We start from the raw sequence: 25774 nt of genomic DNA, 5'->3' as shown, positions 1-25774 counted from the left end.
TTTTCAAAATCACGGTCTAGAGTGAGAACACAGTATTTGTCCGCTTTACTACGTAAAACGGACGTGGCGCCCGATAAGAGAAGCAGCATGGAATGCGCGCAACCAACGCTTGGCGAAGACAGCTCTGTCCTATTGATTGTTGATGATTACCCCGAAAACCTGCTCAGCATGCGAGCGTTGTTGCAGCGTCAGGATTGGAGAGTCATGACCGCAGCCTCGGGTGTCGAGGCCCTTAATCTGCTGCTTGAACACGAGATCGACCTGGTTCTGCTGGATGTGCAGATGCCCGACATGGACGGTTTCGAAGTGGCACGCCTGATGCGCGGCAGCCAGCGCACGCGGCTCACGCCGATCATTTTCCTGACCGCCAACGAACAATCCCAGGATGCGGTGATCAAGGGTTACGCCAGTGGTGCCGTGGATTACCTGTTCAAACCGTTCGATCCGCAGATTCTCAAGCCCAAGGTCCATGCGTTGCTGGAACACCAGCGCAATCGCCGGGCCTTGCAGCGCCTGAGCCAGGATCTGGAAGCGGCCAGGGCGTTCAACGCCTCGGTGCTGGACAACGCCGCCGAAGGGATTCTGGTGGTGGATGAGAGCGGTTGTATCCGCTTCGCCAACCCGTCTACGTGCCGTCTTCTCAATGCCACCGCCGAGCAATTGCAGGGCATGCCATTGCTGGACTTCCTGCAAAAGCCGCACATCCCCGAGTGGGTCGACTCCGATATCCATATTGCCTACAGCCGTGGTGAAACCTGGCGCGCGCACGATGCTGTCCTGCGCACCGCGCCTGGGCAGCAGGTGTCGGTGGCCTTGTCCTGTGCGCCACTGCCTGAGGAGCAGAAGGCGATGGTGGTGACACTGCAGGACATGTCGGTGGTTCGCCACTTGCACCAGCAGCTTGAATTCCAGGCCGTCACTGACCCGCTGACCGGTTTGCTCAACCGCAGGGGGTTCTATCAGACGGCGGAAAACCTGTTGATGCGCAGCGAGCGCCTGGAAAGCAACTGGGTGTTGCTGTACCTGGATCTCGACGGTTTCAAGCGGGTCAATGATTCCCTGGGCCATGACGCCGGTGACCGGGTGTTGCGCTGGGTGTCGGAACAATTGAAGGCGTGCCTGCGCCCGTTCGACATCCTGGCGCGGCTGGGCGGTGACGAATTCACGGCCCTGCTGGACCTGGAGCTGCCGGAGCACGCGGCCAAGATTGCGGAAAAACTCATCGAACGGGTGTCGATCTGTCAGCAGATCGAAGGCATGGACGTGGCGTTGGGCGCCAGTATCGGCATTGCGACGTATCCGGATTGCGGGTCCAATCTCGACGGTTTGCTGCGCGCCTCTGACATTGCCATGTACGAAGCCAAGCGTGCCGGCCGCCAGCAATATCGTTTTTATGATCACGAAATGAACGGTCGAGCCCGTTCAAGGCTGATGCTCGAGGAAAGCGTGCGTTCGGCCATCGAAAACCGTGACTTCAATATGGTCTACCAGCCCCAGGTGTCCATCACCGATGGACGGATCCGTGGGTTCGAGGCGTTGTTGCGCTGGCAGCACCCCAGCGTCGGCGATGTTCCGCCGGGGTTGTTCCTGCCGCTACTGGAGGAGGCGCGGTTGATCAGTCGGCTGGGCAGTTGGATCTATCATCGCAGCGCGGCCCAGCGCAAAGTCTGGGAGCGCATGTTCGCCGACGACCTGGTGTTGGGGGTGAGCCTGAGCAGCACCCAGTTCGGCATGCCTAACCTGGTGACCGAATTGCGCCAGGTCCTGGACCGCCATGCCTTGAAACCCCGGCAACTGGAGGTGGAGGTGACCGAGGATGCGCTGATGCGCAACCCTGACGAAACCCACAAACAACTGCGGCTGCTGCGTCACCTCGGGGTACGGGTGGCGCTGGATGACTTCGGTTCGGGGCCATGCTCGCTGGCGCATCTGCGCGACCTTGAGCTCGATACCCTCAAGCTCGACCGGCACTTGATCGCCCGCCTGCCGGACTCGCCCCGGGATGCGGCGCTGGCTGCTTCGGTGATCGATTTGTGCATGCAACTGGGCTTGCGGGTAATCGCCGAGGGCGTCGAGACGCCGGAGCAATATCTCTGGCTCAAGGCCCATGGCTGCGAATATGTGCAAGGGTTCCTCGTGGCGCGACCGTTGATGGCCGAAGACACCGATGCCTTTGCCAAGCCATTTGACTGGAGCGCGGTGCAGGCCTGAATTCGCTACACTGGCGGCCTTTTGTGACTGTGTTGCCACCGATGACCACGCTCAAATACCTCCAGGCCTATCCCGCCGCCCTGCAAGCACAAGTGCAGCAAATGATTGCTCAGGATCGGTTGGGCGATTACCTGCGCCAGCGCTACCCCGACCAGCATGCGGTCCAGAGCGACAAGGCCCTGTACGGTTATGCGCTGGATCTCAAGCAACAATACCTGCGCAACGCGCCGGCCATCGATAAGGTGCTGTTCGACAACCGCCTGGACCTGACCCACCGCGCCCTCGGCTTGCATACGGCGGTCTCACGGGTGCAGGGCGGCAAGCTCAAGGCCAAGAAGGAAATCCGCATCGCTTCGCTGTTCAAGGAGGCGGCGCCAGAGTTTTTGAAAATGATCGTGGTGCATGAGTTGGCCCACTTCAAGGAGTCGGACCACAACAAGGCGTTCTATCAACTCTGCGAGCACATGCTGCCGGGGTATCACCAGTTGGAGTTCGACTTGCGGGTGTACCTGACCTGGCGTGATCTGCAACAACACAAGGAATGACCGGATGGACGTCAGCAAGACCAAGACCAGCTTCTACCGTCGCTTGTATGTGGCGTACTTGATCGACAGCGGCGTGGCCAGCAACGTCCCCGCCCTCACCGAAGTCACCGGCATGCCACGGCGCACCGCCCAGGACACCGTCGCGGCGCTGGCGGACCTGGATATCATTTGTGAGTTCGAGCAGGAGCAGGGCGCCCGAAATCATGCCGGGTGTTATCGGATTCGCGATTGGGGGGCGATCGATCGGGGGTGGATCGAGGGGAATCTGCAGCGGATCAAGGCGGTGCTTGAATACCCCTGAAATTCGGCTTTGTCTGGACCGGCCTCATCGCGAGCAAGCTCGCTCCCACATTTGATCGTTCACTGAAGATCCACTGTGGGAGCGAGCCTGCTCGCGATGGCGTCATCAGGGCCGATGCATGCCAATGTGTGGAATCCCATCCTCCAGATATTCCACGCCCACCGCCTCAAACCCATACCGCCCGTAATACCCCTGCAGATGTGCCTGGGCCGACAGTGAGATCGACGTCCCGGGCCAGTATTTCTCGGCGTGCTTGAGGCCATGTTCCATCAAGGCGTGGCCCAGCCCCTTGCCCCGTGCGTGTGGCGCGATGACCACGCGCCCGATCACCACGTCGCTGTTTTGCGAGTGCGGGTCGAGCAAGCGCAGGTAGGCCACCAGTTGGTTGCCCTGCCAAGCCATCAAATGGCAGGTGTCGCCCTCCAGGTCCAGGCCGTCGACGTCCGGGTAGGCGCAGTTCTGCTCGACGACGAACACTTCAGCGCGCAATTTGAGGATGGCGTACAGCTGCTCTTTGCTCAGGTCACTGTGGTGTTTGCAGACCCAGTCGATGTCCATTTTTTGAATTTCCTTAAGAACCTGATGCCGATATTAAGCGCGCTGTCTTCGGAAGTCTCTTGCTCGGCCCGGTAAAAAAACTGTGATAAATACCAAAATGCCATCATTCCCTTGTCGCAGCGTTGTCTTCTTTGTGTAATCTTCGAGCCAGAGCTGTGCTGCGGTTTCAATGAGCTAATGTTAGGACCGGATGTCCGAGGATATCCCTTGAGTATCGGCTAAAACAAACCGGGCTTTGAACCCGTCAAGGATGTTTGGCATGCCGCGTTTGCATCGAGCTCTTGCTTTAGTCGGATTGCTGTTGCTGAGCCACAACGCCTGTGCGCAGAAGTTGCGTCTGGTCGCCGATGGCTGGCCTCCCTTTACCGACTCCACGCTGGTCAATGGTGGCCTGGCGACCGATATCGTCAGCACGGCCCTGGCGCGGGCCGGCTATGCCACGGACTTCGAACAGGTGCCTTGGGCCCGGGCGATGCTGGGCATCGGCGAGGGCCGCTATGATGTGCTGGTCAACGCCTGGTACAGCGAAGAACGCACCCATGTCGGCCAGTTCTCAGCCGAGTACCTGCTCAACCGCGTGCGCTTCCTCAAGCGCAAGGACGCGCCGATCGAGTTCGACAACCTGCAACAGTTGTATGCCTATCCCATCGCCGTGGTGCGCGGTTACGCCTACGCCAAGGAATTCGATGAAGACCAGCAAATGCAGAAGGTCCCTGTGCATAACTTCGCGATGGCCGTGCGCATGCTGGCAGCCGACCGTGTGAAGCTGACCCTGGAAGATGAATACGTCGCCCGTTATTACCTGGCCCGCGAGTCGGCCAAGGTGCGCAACGCCGTGGAGTTCCTGCCCAAGCCGTTGAGCGAAAACAGCCTGCACATCCTGGTCAGCCTGAAGAATCCGCAGCATGAGGAGATCGTGGCGGGCTTCGATCGGGAGATTGCGGCGATGAAAGCGGACGGCAGTTATGCGCGGTTGTTGAAGGCGCATGGGATGTAAGGTTGCCTGGACCGGCCCCATCGCGAGCAAGCTCGCTCCCACAGTGGGTCTGCTGTTACACAAAGTCCATGCGCACCGCATTGTGGGAGCGAGCTTGCTCGCGATGAGGCCAGTATGAACACCACAGCCCTCAAGTCTCGCTGGTGTCCTTGACCAAGTGCGCCGCCAAGGTCCGCAACGGCCCCAGTTGCCGACAGATCAATCCCAATTGCGTCTGCACCAACCGCTGCCCCTCGTCAATTTCATCGGGCATCTGCTCGAGCTCATTGGCCAGGGCTTCCTCCTCGTCGCTTTGCACCACAATCGGCGTTTTGCTCGCCAGGCCCTGGGCGATTTCGTCGATGCTCGTCGCCAGTTTCGCTCCCGCGCCATCGATCAATTGTTCGCGCACCTGCGCCGGCAGTTCGGTGCCGCGGTGGGCGCCCAGGCCTGACAGGTAACTGAGCAGCGTGTGGGACAACACCAGGAAGCGGAACCCCACGTCGGCTTCCTTACGGAAATGCCCCGGCTCCATCAGCATGTTGGCCAGCGTGGTGGACAGCGCGGCGTCGGCGTTGTGGGCGTTGCGTCGGGCCAGGCGATAGGCCAGGTCGTCGCTTTTACCGGCGGCGTACTGCTGCATGATCTGACGCAGGTAAATGCTGTTGCAGGTCAGCGTGTTGGCCAGCACCTTGTTCAGTCGTCGGCCCTGCCAGTCGGGCAGGAACAGGAACACCGCCAGCCCGGCGATCAGGCTGCCGAGCAAGGTATCGAATAGCCGCGGCAGCAGCAGCCCGTAGCCGTCGCCCACCTGGTTGAAGCAGAACAGCACCATGATGGTGATCCCAGCAGTTGCCAGGGTGTAGCGGGTCGTGCGGTTGGTAAAGAACACCACCCCGGCGGCAATGGCGAAGCTCGATTGCACCAGCGGGTTGGGAAACAGATCGAACAGCGCCCAGGCCACTGTCAGGCCAATGGCGGTGCCGATGATTCGCTGGCCGAGCTTGCGCCGGGTGGCGCCGTAGTTGGGTTGGCAGACGAACAGCGTGGTGAGGATGATCCAATAACCCTGGGACGGGTGGATCAGATGCACCATCGCGTAGCCCACGCTCAGCGCCAAGGGCAGGCGCAGGGCATGACGGAACAGCAGCGAGGTTGGCGTGAGCTGCGTGCGCAAGCGTAGCCAGACGTCCTTGAGGTTGCGCGGCGAGCGGTCCAGCAGGCTGCTGTCGGTGGCGTCGGCCAGGGCGTCGGGGTTGCTGGCATCGCTGAGCAGGCGATCCATGGTGGCAAGGTTGGCCGAAAGGGCGCGTAACGATCGCAACAAGCCGCGCCAGGCCGGATTGCTCTGGATGCGCAGGTGTTCGAGGGAGGCATGCAGGTCGTTGAGGGCCTCGGCGAAGCTGGCGTCGTAGACGAACGGCTGGCGCAGTTGGATCGATTCGGCCAGCGCCTGGCAGGCCTTGCCCTGCTGGCGCAGCAGGCGTTGGCAGCGGAACATCACGTCGCTGTGGAAGAAGGCCTCGGCCAGTGCGTTGTAGGGGTAATGGGAGGAACTGGCGCGCTCATGGATGTCTTGGGCGAGGAAATACAGCTTCAGGTAACGGCTGACTTTGGAGCCTGGCCGGCCATTGCCCACGCGGTGCAGGATGATCTCCTTCGCCGCGTTCAGCGCCGCGACCACTCGGCCATTCTGTTGGGCCAGTTCCAGGCGTCGGGCTTCGACGTCCAGTTGGCGGATCGGCTCCAGGAGTGAAGATTTGAGTTTCAGGTAGCGGCCCAGCTCACGAAACAGCCGCGCCAGGCTTTGCTGCACCGGTTGATTGGAAAACAGCGCTTGCCACAGCACTGAGAGCAAGCCGTACCACGCAGCGCCAGCCACCAGCAGCAGGGGTTCGTGCCAGAAATCGGTGACCGCGCCACCGCGCTGGTCCACGCCGATCATGGTATAGACCGAAAGAATCAAGGTGGCCGAGGCAATTGCGCCATAGCGCTCACCCAGGGCGCCGAGCATGGTCAGGCCGAAGCTCGCCAGGGCCAGGGCGATGATGAACAGCACGGGATAGGGGAACAACAGTTCCACCGACAGGGCCGCGACGGTGAAACACACCAGGGTCACGGCCAGCGCATTGAGGCGGCCTTGCCAGGTGTCATCGGTCTCGGCCAGGGCGCTGGCGATGATGCCCAGGAACAGGGGAATCAGCAGTGCCATCTCATCGAGATACCAGCACAGACCCATACTGCCGGTCAGGGCGATGAACACCCGCACGCTATAACTGAACTTATCCAACGCCCAAAGGCGACGCAAAGACTGGCTAAACGAGTTCGATGACATGAAGTGCACGGGCCTGACGGGCAATGACGCTAAATTGAGGCAGTAATGACGCCGACGCAATGGCGGCGATCACATCGGACAGCAAAAAGTGTTCCTTCGCGTGTGAATGCGATTCAGAAAACGCCATGGACCCTCTGTGGGAGCGAGCTTGCTCGCGATGGCGTCAGGTCGGTCGCATTGATGTTGACTGAACCACCGCTATCGCGAGCAAGCTTGCTCCCACAAGGTCATTGCCTGCCTTTTATTTTTGTTGTGTCAGACGTATTGCGCCGCCGCATAACCCGACGCCCAGGCCCACTGGAAGTTGAACCCGCCCAGGTGCCCGGTGACGTCCAGCACTTCGCCAATGAAATACAGCCCGGGGCTTTTCAGCGATTCCATGGTCTTGGACGAGACCTCCCGAGTGTCGACGCCGCCCAGGGTGACTTCGGCGGTGCGGTAGCCTTCGGTGCCGGCCGGGACGACATTCCAGCTCGCCAGTTTCTCGGCAATGTCCGCCAGTTCCGCGTGGGTGTATTGCTTCATGGGTTTGGAGACGAACCAGGTATCGGCCAGCAGGTTGGCCATTTTCTTGGTGAACAGCTCGCCCAGCAGGGTTTTCAGCTCGCTGTTGGGACGTTCGGCCTGTTGCTGTTGCAGCCATTGCGGCACGTCGTGGTCGGGCAGCAGGTTGATCTGCACCGTGTCCCCCGGTTCCCAGAACGACGAAATCTGCAAGATCGCCGGGCCGCTGAGGCCGCGGTGGGTGAACAGGATGTTCTCGCGAAAACTCTGCCCGTTGCAGCTCACCAGGCAATCGACCGAAGTGCCCGAGAGCTCGGTGCACAGCGTCTTGAGTTGATCGGTGATGGTGAACGGCACCAGCCCGGCGCGGGTTGGCAGCAGTTGATGGCCAAACTGTTTCGCCACCTGATAGCCGAAGCCGGTAGCGCCCAGGGTGGGGATCGACAGTCCGCCGGTGGCGATCACCAAGGATTGGCAACTGACGGCCCCAAGGGTGGTTTGCAGCAGGTAGCCGCTGTCGGTTTTTTCGATCTGTGTGATCGAGGTATCCAGGTGCAGCTTGACGCCAGCCTGGTCACACTCCTCCAGTAGCAGGCCGAGGATGTCGCTGGACTTGTTATCGCAGAACAACTGGCCGAGCTTTTTCTCGTGATAGGGCACGCCGTGCTTGGCCACCAGGGCGATGAAATCCCATTGGGTGTAGCGGGCCAGGGCCGATTTGCAGAAATGCGGGTTCTGCGAGAGAAAATTGCCCGGCTCGGTGTACATGTTGGTGAAATTGCAGCGTCCACCGCCCGACATGAGGATTTTCTTGCCGGCTTTGTTGGCGTGGTCCAGCAACATCACCTGCCGTCCGCGCGCGGCAGCGCTCAGTGCGCACATCAACCCTGCGGCGCCAGCGCCAATGATCACGACTTCGGTAGAGCGCAAAACGGTGTCCTCTCGGCTTTCCTACGATCGTTCCCACGCTCTGCGTGGGAACGCATCCTGTGACGCTCTGCGTCAAGCTTGACAGCAAGGGACGCGGAGCGTCCCGGACAGCATTCCCACGCAGAGCGTGGGAACGATCCTCGTCAGAGGATCCGCACCCGCAACGACCGGCCCTTGATCTTGCCATCGTTCAGGCGTTGCAGTGCCTGTTTGGCAATGCCGCGCTCCACGGCCACATAGGCCTGGAAATCGAAAATCGCGATCTTGCCAACCTGGGCGCCGGGGATGCCAGCGTCGCCGGTCAGGGCGCCGAGGATGTCGCCGGGGCGGACTTTGTCTTTGCGCCCGGCACCGATGCACAGCGTGCTCATGGCCGGCAGCAGCGGGCCGCCGCCCTGGGACTTGAGGTTGTCCAGTTGGTCCCAGCTCAACGGCGACTTCTGCAGTTGCTCGATGGCCTGGGCGCGGTGGGCTTCGGACGGCGCCACCAGGCTGATGGCGATGCCTTTTTCCCCGGCGCGGCCGGTGCGGCCGACGCGGTGGATGTGGATTTCCGAATCCCGGGCCAGTTCGACGTTGATCACCATGTCCAGGGCATCGATGTCCAGGCCGCGTGCCGCTACATCGGTAGCCACCAGCACCGAGGTGCTGCGGTTGGCGAACATCGCCAACACCTGGTCACGGTCGCGCTGTTCCAGGTCGCCATGCAGGCCGACGGCGGAGATGCCTTTGGATGTCAGGTGATCGACGGTTTCCTGGACCTGTTGCTTGGTGAAGCAGAACGCCACGCAGGAGGCCGGGCGGAAGTGCGCCAGCACCTTGACTACCGCGTCCATGCGTTCTTCAGGAGAGATCTCGTAGAAGCGCTGCTCGATCTGCGCGTCGGAGTGAAACGCCTCGGCTTTGACTTGCTGCGGGTTACGCATGAACTTGGACGACAGCTGCTTGATGCCCACCGGGTAGGTGGCGGAGAACAGCAGTGTCTGGCGGCGTTCCGGGGTCTGCTGGATGATGTCTTCGATGGCATCGTAGAAGCCCATGTCGAGCATGCGGTCGGCTTCGTCGAGGATCAGCGTGTTGAGACCATCGAGCACCAGCGAGCCTTTGCGCAGGTGTTGCTGGATGCGCCCTGGCGTGCCGACGATGATGTGGGCGCCGTGTTCAAGGGAGGCGATCTGCGGGCCGAAGGACACACCGCCACACAGGGTCAGGACCTTGATGTTGTCTTCGGCGCGGGCCAGGCGACGGATTTCCTTGGCGACCTGGTCGGCCAGTTCGCGGGTCGGGCACATCACCAGTGCCTGGCAGCCGAAGAAGCGCGGGTTGATCGGGTTCAGCAGGCCAATGCCGAAAGCCGCAGTCTTGCCGCTGCCGGTCTTGGCCTGGGCGATCAGGTCCATGCCCTTGAGGATCACCGGCAAGCTTTGCGCCTGGATCGGCGTCATCTGGGCATAACCGAGTGATTCGAGGTTAGCCAGCATGGCGGCGGACAGCGGCAAAGTATTAAAAGCGGTGGCGATGGTGGTCACGGGACTGGCCTGCAAAACAAAATGTCGCGCAGTGTAGCAGCCTCGTGCCACTTTCTTCGAAAGTTCTGGACGAGCTGTGGCGCTCTCGGGGTGATCAATCTGTGGCGAGGGGATTTATCCCCTCGCCACAATAGCTCCTCAAATCTACTGGAGCCTGGTCAGTGCTCGATATGCTCATCCGGCCGCTTGACCCGCCGTCCATCCTGCTTCGACAACTGGGAAAAAATCGTCGCCGCCAGCATCGCCATGATCCCCACCGTGACGAACGTCAACTGGAACGCTCCCAGCACCGTCTCGACCCCATCGTTGCCAACCTGGGCTGTGAAGCCGCCGAGCAGGGCGCCGGCGCAGGCCACGCCGAGGCTCAGGGACAGTTGTGCCACCACCGACAGCAGGCTGTTGCCGCTGCTGGCGCTGGCGTCGTCCAGGTCGATCAGGGTCACGGTGTTCATCGCGGTGAATTGCAGCGAGTTGATCGCCCCCAGCACGGCCAGTTGTACCAGCAGCAACCAATATGGCGTTTGCTCGCTGACCAGGCCCATGCTCGCCAGCATCAGGCCCAGGGCCAGGGTGTTGCCGGTCAGGACGATGCGATAGCCCAGGCGTTCGATCAACGGTCGGGCCACGGACTTGGCGAACATGGCCGCCGCCGCCAGCGGCAGCATGCTCATGCCGGCCTGGGACGGCGAGTAGCCCAGGGCCACTTGCAACAGCAACGGCACCAAAAATGGCAGGGCGCCGCTGCCCAGACGGGCGAACAGGTTACCGAGGATGCCCACGGCAAAGGTCCGGGTCTTGAACAGCGACGGTGCGAACAGCGGGTTCTCGACATGCCCGGCCCGCAGCCAATAAGCCGCCAGGCAGGCCATGCCACCGAACAACAGCAACATCACCCGCAAGTGCGGCAGGTGCAGTTCCCCCAGGCCTTCCATGGCAATGGTGATCAACACCATTGCCGCGCCGAACAGCAAAAAACCCAGGCCATCGAACCGGGTGCGCTCGCTGCCGCGCAGGTCGGGGATGAACTTCCATACCGCATAGCAGCCAATCACGCCCACCGGCAGGTTGATCAGGAAGATCCAGTGCCAGGTCAGGTACTCCACCATCCAGCCGCCCATGGTCGGGCCGATCAGCGGGCCGAGCAGGCCGGGAATGGTGATGAAGCCCATGATCCGCACCAGCTCCGAGCGAGGGTAGGCCCGCAGTACCACCAGCCGACCGACCGGGATCATCAGCGCGCCCCCCAGGCCTTGGATCACCCGCGCGCCGATCAGCATGCCCAGCGAGTGGGACAAGGCGCACAGCAGCGAGCCGAAGCTGAACAACAGGATCGCGCCGAAGAAAATCTTCTTGGTGCCGAAGCGGTCGGCGATCCAGCCCGAGGCCGGGATCAGCAGCGCCACGGTGAGCATGTAGGCAATGATCACGCCCTGCATGCGCAGCGGGTTTTCCGCCAGGTCGCTGGCCATGGCGGGCAGGGCGGTGTTGAGGATGGTCCCGTCCAGGGACTGCATGAAGAAGGCAATCGCCACGACCCACGGGAGCCAGCGGGCGGTGACAGCATCGAGCGGTGCGCGGTTGGGCATGGGGCCTCTTGTATGACAGGTTGATCAAGTGCGAACGCCGTTGTGGCGAGGGGATTTATCCCCTCGCCACAAGTAACCCCCTTCACAGGTGTGTAGGGTTGGGTTTACAGCGTTAAAGTCACCCGCTTGACCAGTGCCCCCGGCAACAGCATCGAGGCCGTGGCGCGCTGGCTGTAGGTGCTGGCCGAAAGCAGCAGTTCGCGCTCCCGGGTCAGGCCTTCGAGCTGCGAGCCGAGCAGGCTGTAGACGCTGTCGTCGAAGCGCATGGTACTGACCGGCGCCACGATCTGGCCGTTCTCGACCCAGAACGTGGCGAAGCGGGTCATGCCGGTCAGGCGTGCGGCGGGTTGGTCCGAGTAGTTCAGGTACCAGAGGTTGCTGATGTACAGCCCGGTGCCCAGTTGTTCGAGGATGTCTTTGTGCTCCAGCTGTCCGCCCTTCATGTCCAGTGCCGTGGGGTATTCGTAGCTGCTGGCACCATTGGCGGTAAGGCCGTATTCGGCGGCGCTGCGGGAATTGACCAGCCGCGCATTGGCCGTGCCCTTGGCGATCAGCCCCAGGTCGTCACGGGGGTAACCTTCGTCGGAAAACGCCGGGCTCAAGGAACCACTGACTTGCTCGCTCAACCATACGTTGGGGCTGAAACTGGCTTCGTTGGCGTAGAACTTCTGCAACGGGCTCTGCTTGCTGGCAATTGCCCGGGCCGAGAACCCGCCCCAACTGAGCATGCCCATGATTTCTTCCAGGGCCGCCGGTGCCAGGTAGGCGCGGTATTCGCCGGGCGGCAACGTGCGCAGTGGCCGGCCGAGGAACGCTAGTTGCTCGCGGGCCTGCGCGAAGCGCTGGGCAAACCCTTCGTCGCTCCATTCATGCCCGGCGTAACTGGCCTTCACCGCCTGGCCGTTCTCATGAAACAGGCTGAAATCGAAGTTGAAGCTGTTGGCCTGGTGCCAACCGAACGCCCCTGAAGAGCTGGCGAAGCCACGGCTGATGGGCCCGGCGGCGTAGAAGCCGACCAGGTCCAGGCCTTCGGCGGCGCGGGTGATTTGAGCAACGGCCTGCTCGGTTTCCGGCAGCGGGTGGTCTTGCACGTTGTTGCTCTGCCGGTGGTTGTGGTTGAGCAGCAGGTACGGATCACGGGGCAGCAACGGCAAGGTTTCGCGCAGTTGTTGCAGGCCTTCGGCCAGGCGTTGCACATCCGTCTTGGCTTCACCGGACAAGGTGATCTGCAAGTCGGCGTGGCGCCCGTCGTCGATCAGTTTGAAACTGACATTGGCTTGTTGCACCTGCCCGGCCTGGCGGACCTTGCCGTGGTTGAAGCGCACGAAGGCAGAGGATTCGGCGGCGTAGCTGAGGGTGAACTGTTCGGGCTCGCGCAGGGCATCGCCCAGCCAGTCGACCAACGCCTTGAACGCTACGGCCTGATTATTGACGGTGCTCATCAGGCATCTCCCCCAAACACATCAACGTTGCTGAACACGCACGCCGGCGACGCATGGCCGACACGGATGACCTGGTTCGGCTCGCCCTTGCCACAGTTCGGGGTGCCCAAGACCTGGAAGGTACTGGCATCGCCCACGGCGCGCAGGCTCTTCCAGAACTGTGCGGAAATGCCCCGGTAGTTGGGGTTTTTCACCACGCCTTTGAGCTCGCCGTTCTCGATCAATTGGCCCCACTCGCAGCCGAACTGGAATTTGTTCCGGGCATCGTCAATGGACCAGGAGCGGTTGGTGCGCATCAGCACACCGTGCTCGATGCCTTGGATCAGTTGTTCCAGGGACTGGTCGCCGGGCTCGATGTTCAGGTTCGCCATGCGATCGATGGGTGGGCGGTTCCAACCGCAGGCGCGACTGTTGGCGACACCATTGAGGCCGGCACGGAACTGCGAGAGTGCTCCGCCCAGCGGACGCAGCAGCAGGCCTTCGCGAATCAGCAACTGCTTGCTGGCGGCCGTGCCGTCGTCGTCATGGCTGTAGCTGGCCAGTTCCTCGGGAATGTTCGGGTCGAAGGTCACGTTCAACAGGTTGGAGCCGTATTGCAGGTGTCCGAAGTCGCTGGTCTTGACGAAGCTGGTGCCGGCGTAATTGCGCTCGTCTCCCAGGATGCGGTCCAGCTCCAGTGGATGGCCGATGGACTCGTGGATTTGCAGCATCATCTGGTCGGGCATCAGCAGCAGGTCCCGTGGGCCTTGCGGCGTGTTCGGCGCCATCAGCAGTTGCAGGGCCTGGTCGGCGATCCTGGGGGCGGCGCCGATCAGGCCGCAGCGGCTGATCACATCGAAGCCGCCTTGCTGGCCGAAATTCTCGCGGCCCAGGGTGCGGGTCTGGCTGTCTTGACCGTCGAAAGCGGTGACATCCAGGGCCGGATAGATAAAACGCTGGGCCTGGCGCAGTTCGGCGCCGGCGCTGTTGAGGTAAATCTGCTCGACCTGGGTCAGGCCGATGCTGACTTGCCAGTTCACCAGGCGCTCGTCCACGGGCACTGCGGCCGATTCGTCACTGAGCAATTGGTAACAGTCGCTCAGGGAAGGGAAGGCTTGGTCGAAATCAGGTGAGAGGTAATCGGCGCGGTCGCTGGACACCCCTTGCTCGCGCAGGTCGAGCAGGGCGTGGGGCTGGAGCTGGCGGGCTTGCTGCTCGGCCCGCTCCAGCGCTGCCTGTAGGCCGGCCTGGGACAGATCGTTGGTGGAGGCATACGCCTCGACACCATTGACTCGCGCAGTGAGCATCGCGCCTTCATCGCGGGCCAGGCTGGGCGGTTCGGCGACGTTCTTGCGCACCGACAAGTGCTGGCCGGACTCGCGCACATAACGCAGGGAAAAAAATTCAGCGCCCGTGCGCAAGGCAGCAAAGCGCTGCTTGAGCTGGGGGTGGAAGTCGAACATGGAACCTCCTTGTCTGGAGTGGCGGTGCAGCGAGGTGCGGCGCGTTGACGCGGCGGCCCTAGATTAGGCCTGGGGCGGGGGCGGGATCAAGGTAGATGAGGATTTAGGGTGTCAGGTCGGACGCCATCGCGAGCAAGCTCGCTCCCGCAGTTGACGGCTGTCGGACACCAAAGTCTGTGCTCGTCGCAGATCCCTGTGGGAGCGAGCTTGCTCGCGATAGCGGTAGAGGTTCTTACTGCGCCATAGGCCCCACTTCGCGCATTGGCTTACCACGCACCGGCGCGTCACCGGCCACGTAGTACGGCGCGGTGCTGCGTGGCAATGGTTGGCGCCCGCGGATCTTGTCGGCGATTTTCTCGGCGATCATGATCGTTGGTGCGTTCAGGTTGCCAGTGGTGATGATTGGCATGATCGAGGCGTCGACCACCCGCAGCCCTTGCATGCCATGCACGCGACCTTCGCCGTCCACCACCGCCATGTCGTCAGTGCCCATCTTGCACGAGCAGGACGGGTGGAATGCGGTTTCGGCATGTTCGCGGATGAACTGGTCCAGTTGCTCGTCGGTCTGCACGTCGATGCCGGGGCTGATCTCGCGACCGCGGAATTGGTCCAGCGCCGGCTGCTGCATGATCTCTCGGGTCAGGCGGATGCCGTCGCGAAACTCCTGCCAGTCCTGCTCGGTGGCCATGTAGTTGAACAGGATGCTTGGGTGCTGGCGCGGGTCCTTGGACTTGGCCTGGATCCGGCCACGGCTTGGCGAACGCATGGAGCCCATGTGTGCCTGGAAACCGTGCTCCTTCACACCGTTGCTGCCGTTGTAGTTAATCGCCACCGGCAGGAAGTGATACTGAATATTCGGCCAATCGAAATCCGGGCGGGTGCGGATGAAACCGCCGGCCTCGAATTGGTTGCTGGCGCCGATGCCCGTGCCGTTGAACAGCCATTCGGCGCCGATGGCCGGCTGGTTGTACCAGAGCAGCGATGGGTACAGCGAAACCGGTTGAGTGCAGGCGTATTGCAGGTACAGCTCGAGGTGATCCTGCAGGTTTTCACCAACGCCCGGCAGATCATGGACCACTGGGATGTCGAGGCTTTCCAGCAGTTTGGCCGGACCGACGCCGGAACGTTGCAGGATCTGCGGCGAGGCGATGGCGCCAGAGCACAGCAGCACTTCCTTGCGCGCCCGGGCCTCGACGCGCTCCTCGGCGGCGCCTACCAGGTAACGCACGCCCACTGCCCGTTTGCCTTCGAAGATGATCTTGTCGGTCAGGGCGTGGGTGATGATGGTCAGTGTCGAACGCTTCTTGGCGATGTCCAGGTAACCGCGCGCGGTACTGGCCCGACGACCGTTCGGCGTGACGGTACGGTCCATCGGGCCAAAACCTTCCTGCTGATAGCCGTTGAGGTCTTCGGTACGTGGGTAACCGGCCTGCACGCCGGCTTCGACCATGGCGTGGAACAGCGGGTTGTTGCCAGCCTTGGGTGTGGTCACGCTGACCGGGCCATCACCGCCGTGGTAGTCGTTCGGGCCGATGTCGCGGGTTTCGGCTTTGCGGAAGTACGGCAGGCAGTCCAGGTAGGTCCAGTCTTCCAGGCCCGGTAGCTTGGCCCAGTTGTCATAGTCCAGGGCGTTGCCGCGGATGTAGCACATGCCGTTGATCAGCGAAGAGCCGCCCAGGCCCTTGCCGCGACCGCACTCCATGCGACGGCCGTTCATGTGCGGCTCCGGGTCGGTCTCGTAGGCCCAGTTGTAGCGCCGGCCCTGCAACGGGAACGCCAGGGCGGCGGGCATTTGTGTGCGGAAGTCCAGGCGGTAGTCCGGACCGCCGGCTTCGAGCAACAGGACGGTGACGCCTTCATCTTCGGTCAGGCGAGTGGCCAGGGTGTTACCGGCCGAACCGGCACCGATGATGATGTAATCGAATTCTTGGGACATGAAATGCACCCTCTTGTTGAATTGGGTTCAGGTCAGACCTTGCGAGTGCTTCACACTCGATCGCGAGCAGGGCTCGCTCCCACATTGGAATGCGGGCTCCTGTGGGAGCGAGCCTGCTCGCGATGGCGGTCTCAGAGACGACGCTGGATCAGAACACCGACGCGTAATCGCCCAGTTCGACCTGCACCGATTTGATACGTGTGAAATTGTTCAGCGAGCTGATGCCGTTCTCACGGCCTACGCCCGATTGCTTGTAGCCGCCGACTGGCATTTCAGCGGCGGATTCACCCCAGGCATTGATCCAGCAGATGCCGGCCTCGAGCTGGTGGATCACGCGGTGGGCGCGGTTCAGGTCGCGGGTGACGACGCCGGCGGCCAGGCCGAAGTCGGTATCGTTGGCGCGGCGGATCACTTCTTCTTCGGTTTCGTAGGTGAGGATGCTCATCACCGGGCCGAAGATTTCCTCACGCACGATGGTCATCTCGTCGGTGCAGTCGGTGAACACGGTCGGGGCGACGAACGCGCCCTTGGCCAATTCGCCGTCGGTCAAGCGCCCGCCGCCGCACAGCAGGCGCGCGCTCTCGGCCTTGCCTTTCTCGATGTAGCCCAACACGCTTTCCATGTGGGCGAAGCTCACCAGTGGGCCGAAGTTGGTGTTTTCGTCTTCTGGATTTCCGATGCGGATGCGCGCCACGCGTTCGGCGATCTTGGCTTCGAACGCCGCCTTGAGATGGCTCGGTACGAACACGCGGGTGCCGTTGGTGCAGACCTGGCCGGAGCTGTAGAAGTTGGCCATCATCGCGGTGTCGGCGGCGCGATCCAGGTCGGCGTCATCGAAGATGATCAGCGGCGACTTGCCGCCCAGTTCCATGGTCACGTCCTTGAGCGAAGAACTCGAGGCGCTGGCCATGACTTTCTTGCCGGTGTCGGTGCCACCGGTGAAGGAAATTTTCTCGATGCGCGGGTGCTCGGTCAGCCAGGTGCCGACTTCGCGGCCACTGCCGGTCAGTACGTTGAACACACCTGCCGGGACGCCGGCCTCGGTGTAGATCTCGGCCAGTTTCAAGGTGGTCAGCGAGGTGACTTCGCTTGGCTTGAAGATCATCGCGTTACCGGCTGCCAGGGCCGGGGCGGATTTCCATAGGGCGATCTGGATCGGGTAGTTCCACGCGCCGATACCGGCCACCACGCCCAGCGGCTCGCGGCGGGTGTAGACGAACGAAGTGGTGCGCAGCGGAACCTGTTCGCCTTCGATGGCCGGCACCAGGCCGGCGTAGTATTCCAGCACGTCGGCACCGGTGACGATGTCGACGTAGCGGGTTTCGGAGTAGGCCTTGCCGGTGTCGAGGGTTTCCAGGGCAGCCAGCTCATCGTTGCGCTCGCGCAGGATCTCCACGGCACGGCGCAGGATGCGCGAGCGCTGCATGGCGGTCATGGCGGCCCAGACTTTCTGGCCCTTCTCGGCGCTGACCACGGCACGCTCGACGTCCTCGAACGTTGCACGCTGCACTTGGGCAAGAACTTCACCGTTGGCAGGGTTGATGGCTTCGAAAGTGGCGTCGCCGCTGGCATCGCTGTACGCGCCATCGATGTAGAGTTTTTGCAGTTCGAAACGGGCCATAAAGTCCTCGCAAGTGCATAAGTGGTTGGCTGACCACCGGGCGTGTCGTCTATAGCTGACTACGCGGTTCGGCGGCGGTTCAGGAATCGAGCGGTTCTGTGGGCTCTGGTACCCCTGCTTTAGCCAGTTGGAAATCCATGTATTCGTAAGCGATCCGGTGCGCCTGGGCGGTATCGAACGCGTCTCCCGACAGCGCCCCGCGCAACCATAAACCGTCAATCAGAGCGGCCAGGCCCCGAGCTGCGCTGCGGGCCTCATCGAGGGGCAGCACGCGGCGGAACTGGCAACACAGGTTGGAATACAGACGGTGATCGTTGATCCGCTGCAACCTGTGCAGTGACGGGTGGTGCATGCTGGTGGCCCAGAAGGCCAGCCAGGTTTTCATTGCCGGGCCATTGACCTGGCTGGCGTCGAAGTTGCCTTCGATGATCACCTTGAGGTGCGCCCGTGGGCTCGAATCCTCGAGCGCCTGGCGGCGCGCGGTGACGTTCTCGCTCAGGACAGTCATCAGGTACTGGGCCGTGGCCGCGATCAGGCCGTTCTTGTCCTGAAAGTAGTGACTGATGATGCCGTTGGAGACACCGGCCAAACGGGCGATCAGCGCAATGCTGGCGTCCCCCATTCCGACCTGATCGACCGCTTGCAACGTGGCTTCGATCAGTTGTTGGCGGCGGATGGGTTGCATACCGACCTTGGGCATCTAGCACATCTCCTTAGGCCATCCGGCGCACGAATGTCGTCTGCCGGAACGAAAGCCAGTCTATTTTGTTTTGATTGAACGTTCAATCAACAAAAAATAAGTTCTGCGACGACTCGTCGCTGTTTGCCGAAACTCCTATGCGCAAATGGGCATGTGGCACCTGAGAAAGCGTGACCTCGCTGCGTAGGGCGAGGTTTTTCGGGATGTCTTTATAACACCCGTTGATGGGGTGCCCACTGATCGATTGACTGAAATGGGGCGAGGTGCCACGGGGGCTTTATGGGCTTGAGATAGGCCCAAACAAAAACGCCGCGTTCATCTCGCGGCGTTTTTGCTGGTGTTGGCTCAGCCCAGGTTCTTGCCGAGCAATGCGTGGTACAGCTCGCTGTCGCCCAGGATCCCGACGACTTTCTGGTTATCGTGAAGCACCAGTTTGTTGCCGGTCTGGTAGCGGATCTGCAAGGCGTCGCGCATGCCGATGTTGGAGTCCACCAAGGTCGGGCGGCGGCCCAGGTCTTCGACGGCTTGGCCCGGTACCCAGTTTTGCAGGTCCAGCGCCGCGCCGTTCTGCCGGGCGCCCTTGATGGTGTTGCCTTCGGCCAGGTCGAGCCAGGAATCGCCGCCTGGGTCCAGGCACACCGAACCGTTGATGCGCTTGCAGTTGTCCAGGGTGCGCATCAGGCTGCGACCGCAGAGGACGTTGAGCGGATTGGTGTGGGCGACGAAGGTACGTACGTAATCGTCCGCCGGGTTCAATACGATTTCTTCCGGCTTGCTGTACTGGATGATCCGGCCGTCTTTCATGATCGCGATGCGGCTGCCCAGCTTCAGGGCTTCGTCCAGGTCATGGCTGACGAACACGATGGTCTTGCTCAGTTTGCGTTGCAGCTCCAGCAGTTCGTCTTGCAGGCCCTGGCGGATCAGCGGGTCGAGGGCCGAAAAGGGTTCGTCCATCAGCAGGATGTCGGCGTCCATCGCCAGGGCGCGGGCCAGGCCGACCCGTTGTTGCATGCCGCCGGACAACTCGTCGGGTTTCTTGTTGCGCCATTGGGTCAGGCCCACCAACTCAAGCTTTTCGTCCACCAGCTTGCGGCGTTCCTTTTCCGGTCGACCCTGCATTTCCAGGCCGAAGCTGATGTTCTCGCGCACCGTCAGCCAAGGCATCAGGGCGAACTTCTGGAACACCATGGCGATGCGTTTGGTGCGCATCATCTTCAGTTCGGCGGGGGTGCAAGAGGCGATGTCGATCTGCCGGCCGTCGTGTTCGACGAACAGCTTGCCGCGACTCACGGTGTTCAAGCCGTTGATGCAACGCAGCAGGCTGGATTTGCCGGAGCCGGACAGGCCCATCAACACGCAGATTTCGCCTTTTTCGATGTCCAGGCTGGCTTTTTCAACGCCGACGATTTGCCCGGTCTTCTTCAGGATTTCGTTGCGGGTCATGCCCTGGTCGAGCAGTTTGAGGGCCTCACGTGGATCCCTGGAGAAGATCACGTCGACCTGGTCGAAGCGGATTATGCTCATGCGTCACCCCCTACTTTGGCGTCGGGTTGCTTGCAGATTCGGTCGAGCATGATCGCCAGCAGTACGATTGCCAGGCCAGCTTCGAAGCCCAGGGCGATATCGGCGGTGTTCAGTGCGTTGACCACGGGTTTGCCCAGGCCATCGGCACCCACCAGTGCGGCGATCACCACCATCGACAACGACAGCATGATGCACTGGGTGATACCGGCCGCGATGCTCGGCATCGCATGGGGCAGTTCAATGCGCGACAGGAGCTGGCGACGGGAGCAGCCGAAGGCTTTGCCAGCGTCCATCAGTTCGTCCGGAACGTCGCGGATGCCCAGGTAAGTCAGGCGGATGGGCGCGGCAATCGCGAACACCACCGTGGAGATCAGGCCTGGGACCACACCCAGACCGAAAAGGGTCAGGGTAGGAATGAGGTACACGAAGGTCGGTACGGTCTGCATCAGATCGAGTACCGGACGCATCAGGGTGTAGAACATCGGCTTGTGCGCGGCAACAATGCCCAGCGGCACGCCGATCAGTACGCAAACCAGGGTCGCGAACAGCACCTGGGCCAGGGTTTCCATGGTTTCCTGCCAGTAACCCAGGTTAAGGATCAGCAGGAAGGACGCGATGACGAATACGGTCAGGCCCCATTTGCGCTGGATGAAGTGCGCCAGCAAGGCGATGAGGCCGATCAAGGCCAGCGGGTTGAACCAGGTCAGCGCAAACGTCACGCCGTGAATCATCGTTTCCAGAAACAGCGCGATTGCATCGAAGGTGTTGGCGCCGTGTTGCGTCAACCATTCGACGAAGCCCGCGATGTACTGGCCCAAGGGTATTTTCTGATCAATGAGCATGGTAGTGAACGTCCGCATGCAAGGGATAAACAGCCCGGGCGAGCGAACCCGCCCGGCATAACATAAGCAGTTATTGCGCGAGTTTGGCTTTCACGGCCTCCAGGCCTGGTTTACCGTCAATGGTGGTCACGCCAGCGAGCCAGGTATCGAGCACCTGTGGGTTCTTCTTCAGCCAGGCCTTGGCGGCGGCTTCAGGTTTCATCTTGTCGTCGAGCACGTTACCCATCAGCGAGCTTTCCATGTCGACGGTGAACTCAAGGTTTTTCAACAGTTGGCCGACGTTGCTGCATTCCTGGCTGTAGCCCTTGCGGGTGTTGGTGGCCACGGTTGCAGCGCCGAAGTCCGGGCCGAAGAAGTCGTCGCCGCCGGTCAGGTACTGAATCTTGAAACGGGTATTCATTGGATGTGGCGCCCAGCCGAGGAACACCACGTCGGTGCCGCGTTTCGCTGCGCGATCGACCTGCGAGAGCATGCCCGCTTCACTCGACTCGACGACCTTGAAGCCGGCGTCCTTCAGGCCGAAGGCGTTCTTTTCGATCATGCTCTGGATCAGGCGGTTGCCGTCGTTGCCGGGCTCGATCCCGTAGATCTTGCCGTCCAGTTCTTTCTTGAATTTGGGGATGTCGGCGAAGTCGTGCAGGCCTTTGTCGTACAGGGCCTGAGGCACCGCGAGGGTGTACTTGGCGCCCTTGAGGTTGGTACGCACGGTCTCCACGGTGCCAGCCTCACGGTAGGCTTTGATGTCGTTTTCCATGGTCGGCATCCAGTTGCCGAGGAACACATCCATGTTCTTGCCGTCGGCCAGGGACTTGTAGGTCACCGGCACGGAAATCATCGTGGTCTTGGTCTTGTAGCCCAGGGCGTCGAGTACCACGCTGGTGGTGGCGGTGGTCACGGTGATGTCGGTCCAGCCGACGTCGGAGAAGTTAACGGTGCTGCATTGTGCGGGTTCTGCAGCGTTGGCCAGCATTGGAAGACTCAGCATGGCGGCCAACAACAACGGCGTGGAACCTTTCATGGGTGGACTCCTGGTGTTTTATTGGCAGTGTCCGGTCGGGACAACCGCGCTTATGGATGTTGCGGTTGGTGGCGCGTGGGCACTCTCAGACACGCGGCCTTGCAAACGAGCCGTAACCGATCATGTACCAGTGCAAATCTGACGCCTACAGGGTGAGTCGTATCCAGTACAGGGAGGGTCGCATCCAGTGTCGGTGACGTCGTTTATAGATTTTTTCCGCCCTCGGCAGGCCCCTGATCTGCAAAAAAACGGCGTAAAACCTGGGCAAAAGCTGGGCGACGTTGCTGGGCATGATTGCGTCGGTGTCAGACGTCGCCCCCCAAGGTAAAAGCCGGATGATGCGGCCATCCCGGCGTTGAGCGTAGCAGCTCCGTCACCGGGCGCTCCTGCGCCCGGATGTGCTCGTTCTGGAGATTTTCGGCAATGGCAATCAGCGTGTTCGACCTGTTCAAAATCGGTATCGGTCCGTCCAGTTCCCACACCGTGGGGCCCATGCGCGCCGCGGCGCTGTTTGTTGAAGCGTTGCGTGCCAAAGCACTGCTGCACGACGTGCGGCGAGTCGAGGTGCAATTGTTCGGCTCACTGTCGGCCACAGGCATCGGCCATGGCAGTGACAATGCGGTGATCATGGGCTTGATGGGCGAGTGGCCGGACGCTATCGATCCGTCGCAGATTGGTTCGCGCATCGAACAACTGCGTGAGAGCCAGACCCTGCTGCTGGACGGTCGCTTGCCGGTGCCTTTCGTCTGGTCCCGGGACATGCGCCTGATCGACGAAAACCTGCCGTTCCACCCCAACGCCATGACGCTGGTGGCTGAGGGCGCCAGCGGCGAGCTGCACCGTGATACCTATTATTCAGTCGGCGGTGGTTTCGTCGTCGACCAGGCCCAGGCCTCCAGCGGCGTGGTAGACCTGGACCGCACCGAGCTGCCCTACGATTTTTCCAGCGCCGAAGAACTGCTTGAGCTGTGCCGCAGCCACAACCTGCGGGTGGCCGAGTTGATGATGGCCAACGAAAAGGTCTGGCGTTCGGAAGACGAGATTCGCAGCGGCCTGATGAAGCTCTGGCGGGCCATGCAGGATTGCGTCGAGCAGGGCCTCAAGCACGAAGGCATCCTGCCTGGCGGTTTGAATGTACGTCGGCGTGCGGCCAAATTGCACCGCAGCCTGCAGGAGTTGAACAAGCCGAATGTCATCGGCTCGACCCTCAGCGCCATGGAGTGGGTCAACCTGTATGCCCTGGCGGTCAATGAAGAAAACGCCGCCGGCGGGCGCATGGTCACGGCGCCGACCAACGGCGCGGCGGGGATCATTCCGGCGGTGCTGCATTACTTCATGAAATTCAGCGAGGCGGTCACCGACGCCAACGTCGTGGATTATTTCCTTGGCGCGGCGGCGGTGGGGATCCTGTGCAAGAAAAACGCTTCGATCTCCGGTGCCGAAGTCGGTTGCCAGGGCGAGGTGGGTTCGGCTTGCGCCATGGCGGCGGCGGGCTTGGCGGAAATCCTCGGTGCCACGCCGGAGCAACTGTGCAACGCGGCGGAAATCGGCCTGGAACACAACCTCGGCCTGACCTGCGACCCGGTAGGCGGCCTGGTGCAGGTGCCTTGCATCGAACGCAACGCCATTGCCGCGGTGAAAGCCATCAATGCCGCGCAAATGGCGCTGCGCGGTGACGGCCAGCATTTCATCTCCCTGGACCGGGTGATTCGTACCATGCGCGATACCGGTGCCGATATGCATGACAAATATAAAGAGACTTCGCGCGGTGGCTTGGCGGTCAGTGCGGTGGAATGCTGATCCTAGCGGCGAGGGGATAAATTCCCTCGCCACAAGGGCTCGCATATTGCTCATAAAATGCACACCGGTCCGTAAACGCGCCACCTTTTAGCGCGTCGCAAACAGATAAGACGCCTATTGTCGCGTTCGCCTCGGCATGCCGCTCGACCGTCCGTCATCCGCGCCTGTGGTGATACCCGTTGCGCAAGCCCCGCAGCCCTGTTCCCACAAGTGCTACCGATCTGCTCACAGCTCGCTGTGGCAGGTGTCTGCCGCCATTGATGGCGCTTATAACCGCACTCGCCGCGCGCCTTATATAGACAGGCCGCGATGTCGTTTTCAGGATTTATTGAACGCGCATTCAATTTAGGCATGGCAATTGCTCTATCGCTGTAAAGCCCGTCTCCCTCGTGAGAACGATGGCAATAACCAATAAAAAGAGCCTCCGCCTGAGGCCATCACCCGCTTTGTGTGAGGAGATACCGCGATGACGACGTCCAACTCAGGGGCCCAACCCCAGAACCGTGCGCCTCAATCCATCGGCTTTTTGCTGCTGGACAATTTCACGCTGATTTCCCTGGCGTCCGCGGTAGAACCGCTGCGCATGGCCAACCAGCTGTCCGGTCGCGAGCTGTATCGCTGGACCACGCTCACCGTCGATGGCGGGCAAGTCTGGGCCAGTGACGGTTTGCAGATCACCCCGGATGCTTCCATGCACAAAGCGCCGGCACTGGACACCGTCATCGTTTGTGGCGGCATCGGCATCCAGCGCACCGTCACCCGTGAACACGTATCCTGGCTGCAAGGCCAGGCCCGTCAATCCCGTCGCCTCGGTGCGGTCTGCACCGGCAGTTGGGCCCTGGCGTGCGCCGGCCTGCTCGACGGGTTCGATTGCAGCGTGCACTGGGAATGCCTGGCCGCGATGCAGGAAGCTTTCCCGCGGGTGTCGATGAGCACCCGCCTGTTCACCCTCGACCGCAACCGCTTCACCAGCTCTGGCGGCACCGCGCCGCTGGACATGATGCTGCACCTGATCAGCCGCGATCACGGTCGTGAATTGTCGGCCGCGATCTCGGAAATGTTTGTCTACGAGCGCATCCGCAACGAGCAGGATCACCAGCGTGTGCCGCTCAAGCACATGCTCGGCACCAACCAGCCGAAGTTGCAGGAAATCGTCGCGCTGATGGAGGCCAACCTCGAAGAGCCGATCGACCTGGATGAACTGGCGGTGTACGTCGCCGTATCCCGCCGGCAGCTGGAGCGGTTGTTCCAGAAATACCTGCACTGCTCGCCGTCGCGCTATTACCTCAAGCTGCGGCTGATTCGTGCCCGGCAACTGCTCAAGCAGACGCCGATGTCGATCATCGAGGTGGCCTCGGTGTGCGGTTTCGTCTCCACCCCGCACTTCTCCAAGTGCTACCGCGAATACTTCGGCATTCCACCGCGCGACGAGCGCGTAGGCTCCAACACCACGCAACAGGTGGCGATGATGCCGCTGCCCCAGGCGCTGGTGCTGTCGCCACTGTCCGGCCCGCTGTCGGCGTTGAGCCAGGCGCGCAATGAGTCGACGTTTGCCAGTGTAAGGCTCTAGACCGAGGCGCCTTCATCGCGAGCAGGCTCGCTCCCACAGGTTTTGTGATCGACACAGAACCCTTGTGGGAGCGAGCTTGTTCGCGATTTGGTTTTATCAGCCGCTATGGGTCTGCTGATATTGCGTCAACGCCGGCAACAGCTGCTCATTGATCGCCTGGCGCACGGCCGGCAGGACGGTGGCACCGCTGGTATACATGTCCTTGACCATCTTGCGCAGTTCATTGGCGCGGGCCCTGTCCAGTCCACGTACCGCGCACTCGCACGCTTGTTCGGCGGTGGAGCCGCTGGGTATTTGCAGTCCCAGGGCCTTGAGCTGGCCCAGCAGGTCTTCCTGGTCGATCAAATCGGCGTGCATCATGACGCTTTTCCTTATTCAGGGATTGGGGTCGTGACTCGATTCTG

At 61.6% G+C, this 25774-nt stretch carries 20 protein-coding genes; 6 read left to right on the top strand and 14 right to left on the bottom strand.

Translation table 11 applies throughout. From position 1 onward, the window contains the following. Positions 1-87 precede the first annotated feature (87 nt). Genes SGN16_RS27295 through SGN16_RS27285 form a run of 3 tightly spaced genes read left to right on the top strand, consistent with a single transcriptional unit; the run spans position 88 to position 3057 of the window. Positions 88-2211, top strand: coding sequence for an EAL domain-containing protein (locus SGN16_RS27295; RefSeq protein WP_210641680.1), 2124 nt, complete (start codon positions 88-90; stop codon positions 2209-2211). Between the two features lie 41 nt (positions 2212-2252). Beyond that, positions 2253-2756 carry a M48 family metallopeptidase gene (locus SGN16_RS27290; protein ID WP_335944662.1) on the top strand — a complete coding sequence of 168 codons (504 nt, stop codon included), beginning with the start codon at positions 2253-2255 and terminating at the stop codon, positions 2754-2756. Positions 2757-2760: 4 nt separating this feature from the next. Next, positions 2761-3057, top strand: coding sequence for a winged helix-turn-helix domain-containing protein (locus SGN16_RS27285; RefSeq protein WP_210641678.1), 297 nt, complete (start codon positions 2761-2763; stop codon positions 3055-3057). Positions 3058-3162: 105 nt separating this feature from the next. Here the strand turns inward: SGN16_RS27285 and SGN16_RS27280 are convergent, their stop codons facing one another. Further along, a complete protein-coding gene (locus tag SGN16_RS27280; protein ID WP_210641670.1) occupies positions 3163-3615 on the bottom strand; it encodes a GNAT family N-acetyltransferase in 453 nt (150 codons plus the stop codon). A 259-nt stretch (positions 3616-3874) separates the two neighbouring features. On the opposite strand from SGN16_RS27280, the gene SGN16_RS27275 reads away from it, so the two are divergent. Next, positions 3875-4612, top strand: a complete 738-nt coding sequence (locus tag SGN16_RS27275) for a transporter substrate-binding domain-containing protein (RefSeq protein WP_210641669.1) — start codon at positions 3875-3877, stop codon at positions 4610-4612. Positions 4613-4742: 130 nt separating this feature from the next. Here the strand turns inward: SGN16_RS27275 and yccS are convergent, their stop codons facing one another. The 12 genes from yccS to SGN16_RS27215 form a co-directional block, all read right to left on the bottom strand. Continuing rightward, complete coding sequence (gene yccS / locus SGN16_RS27270; RefSeq protein WP_210641666.1) at positions 4743-6926, bottom strand: YccS family putative transporter; 2184 nt, start codon at positions 6924-6926, stop codon at positions 4743-4745. Between the two features lie 255 nt (positions 6927-7181). Continuing rightward, the gene (locus SGN16_RS27265; RefSeq protein WP_335944575.1) at positions 7182-8360 is read right to left on the bottom strand and encodes an NAD(P)/FAD-dependent oxidoreductase; all 1179 of its coding nucleotides are present in this window, start codon (positions 8358-8360) and stop codon (positions 7182-7184) included. Between the two features lie 143 nt (positions 8361-8503). Further along, positions 8504-9841 carry an ATP-dependent RNA helicase DbpA gene (gene dbpA, locus SGN16_RS27260; RefSeq protein WP_238340361.1) on the bottom strand — a complete coding sequence of 446 codons (1338 nt, stop codon included), beginning with the start codon at positions 9839-9841 and terminating at the stop codon, positions 8504-8506. 206 nt (positions 9842-10047) lie between these two features. Next, the gene (mdtD, locus tag SGN16_RS27255) at positions 10048-11475 is read right to left on the bottom strand and encodes a multidrug transporter subunit MdtD (protein ID WP_210641661.1); all 1428 of its coding nucleotides are present in this window, start codon (positions 11473-11475) and stop codon (positions 10048-10050) included. A 104-nt stretch (positions 11476-11579) separates the two neighbouring features. Further along, positions 11580-12917: a TldD/PmbA family protein gene (locus tag SGN16_RS27250; protein WP_335944574.1), complete on the bottom strand. Its 1338-nt coding sequence runs from the start codon at positions 12915-12917 to the stop codon at positions 11580-11582. Next, complete coding sequence (locus SGN16_RS27245; protein WP_335944573.1) at positions 12917-14359, bottom strand: TldD/PmbA family protein; 1443 nt, start codon at positions 14357-14359, stop codon at positions 12917-12919. Before SGN16_RS27245 ends, SGN16_RS27250 begins: the two co-directional genes overlap by 1 nt. Before the next feature lie 232 nt (positions 14360-14591). Further along, positions 14592-16295 (bottom strand): choline dehydrogenase, encoded by a 1704-nt coding sequence (gene betA, locus SGN16_RS27240; RefSeq protein WP_210641655.1) that lies wholly within the window; start codon positions 16293-16295, stop codon positions 14592-14594. Between the two features lie 148 nt (positions 16296-16443). Next, positions 16444-17916, bottom strand: a complete 1473-nt coding sequence (gene betB, locus SGN16_RS27235; protein ID WP_335944572.1) for a betaine-aldehyde dehydrogenase — start codon at positions 17914-17916, stop codon at positions 16444-16446. A 79-nt stretch (positions 17917-17995) separates the two neighbouring features. Further along, positions 17996-18616, bottom strand: coding sequence for a transcriptional regulator BetI (betI, locus tag SGN16_RS27230; protein ID WP_210641647.1), 621 nt, complete (start codon positions 18614-18616; stop codon positions 17996-17998). Positions 18617-18961: 345 nt separating this feature from the next. Further along, positions 18962-20140, bottom strand: coding sequence for a choline ABC transporter ATP-binding protein (gene choV / locus SGN16_RS27225; protein WP_210641645.1), 1179 nt, complete (start codon positions 20138-20140; stop codon positions 18962-18964). After that, on the bottom strand, positions 20137-20982 hold the full coding sequence (gene choW, locus SGN16_RS27220; protein ID WP_092333375.1) for a choline ABC transporter permease subunit: 846 nt from the start codon (positions 20980-20982) through the stop codon (positions 20137-20139). Before choW ends, choV begins: the two co-directional genes overlap by 4 nt. Positions 20983-21052: 70 nt before the next feature. After that, positions 21053-22000 (bottom strand): choline ABC transporter substrate-binding protein, encoded by a 948-nt coding sequence (locus SGN16_RS27215; RefSeq protein ID WP_210641641.1) that lies wholly within the window; start codon positions 21998-22000, stop codon positions 21053-21055. Positions 22001-22423: 423 nt separating this feature from the next. Here SGN16_RS27215 and SGN16_RS27210 point away from each other — a divergent pair, with 423 nt between their 5' ends. Both SGN16_RS27210 and SGN16_RS27205 read left to right on the top strand, forming a co-directional pair. Further along, positions 22424-23800, top strand: coding sequence for an L-serine ammonia-lyase (locus SGN16_RS27210; RefSeq protein WP_210641640.1), 1377 nt, complete (start codon positions 22424-22426; stop codon positions 23798-23800). 466 nt (positions 23801-24266) lie between these two features. Beyond that, entirely contained in the window at positions 24267-25370 is a 1104-nt protein-coding gene (locus tag SGN16_RS27205) for a GlxA family transcriptional regulator (RefSeq protein WP_013694424.1), read from the top strand. Positions 25371-25466: 96 nt separating this feature from the next. On the opposite strand, the gene SGN16_RS27200 is transcribed toward SGN16_RS27205, so the two are convergent. After that, positions 25467-25730 (bottom strand): hypothetical protein, encoded by a 264-nt coding sequence (locus SGN16_RS27200; RefSeq protein WP_134926159.1) that lies wholly within the window; start codon positions 25728-25730, stop codon positions 25467-25469. Positions 25731-25774 lie beyond the last annotated feature (44 nt).

Source organism: Pseudomonas sp. G166, assembly GCF_037027455.2.
GTDB lineage: Bacteria > Pseudomonadota > Gammaproteobacteria > Pseudomonadales > Pseudomonadaceae > Aquipseudomonas.
The sequence above is the reverse complement of the archived record's forward strand: the minus strand, read 5'-3'. Positions and strand labels throughout refer to the sequence as shown.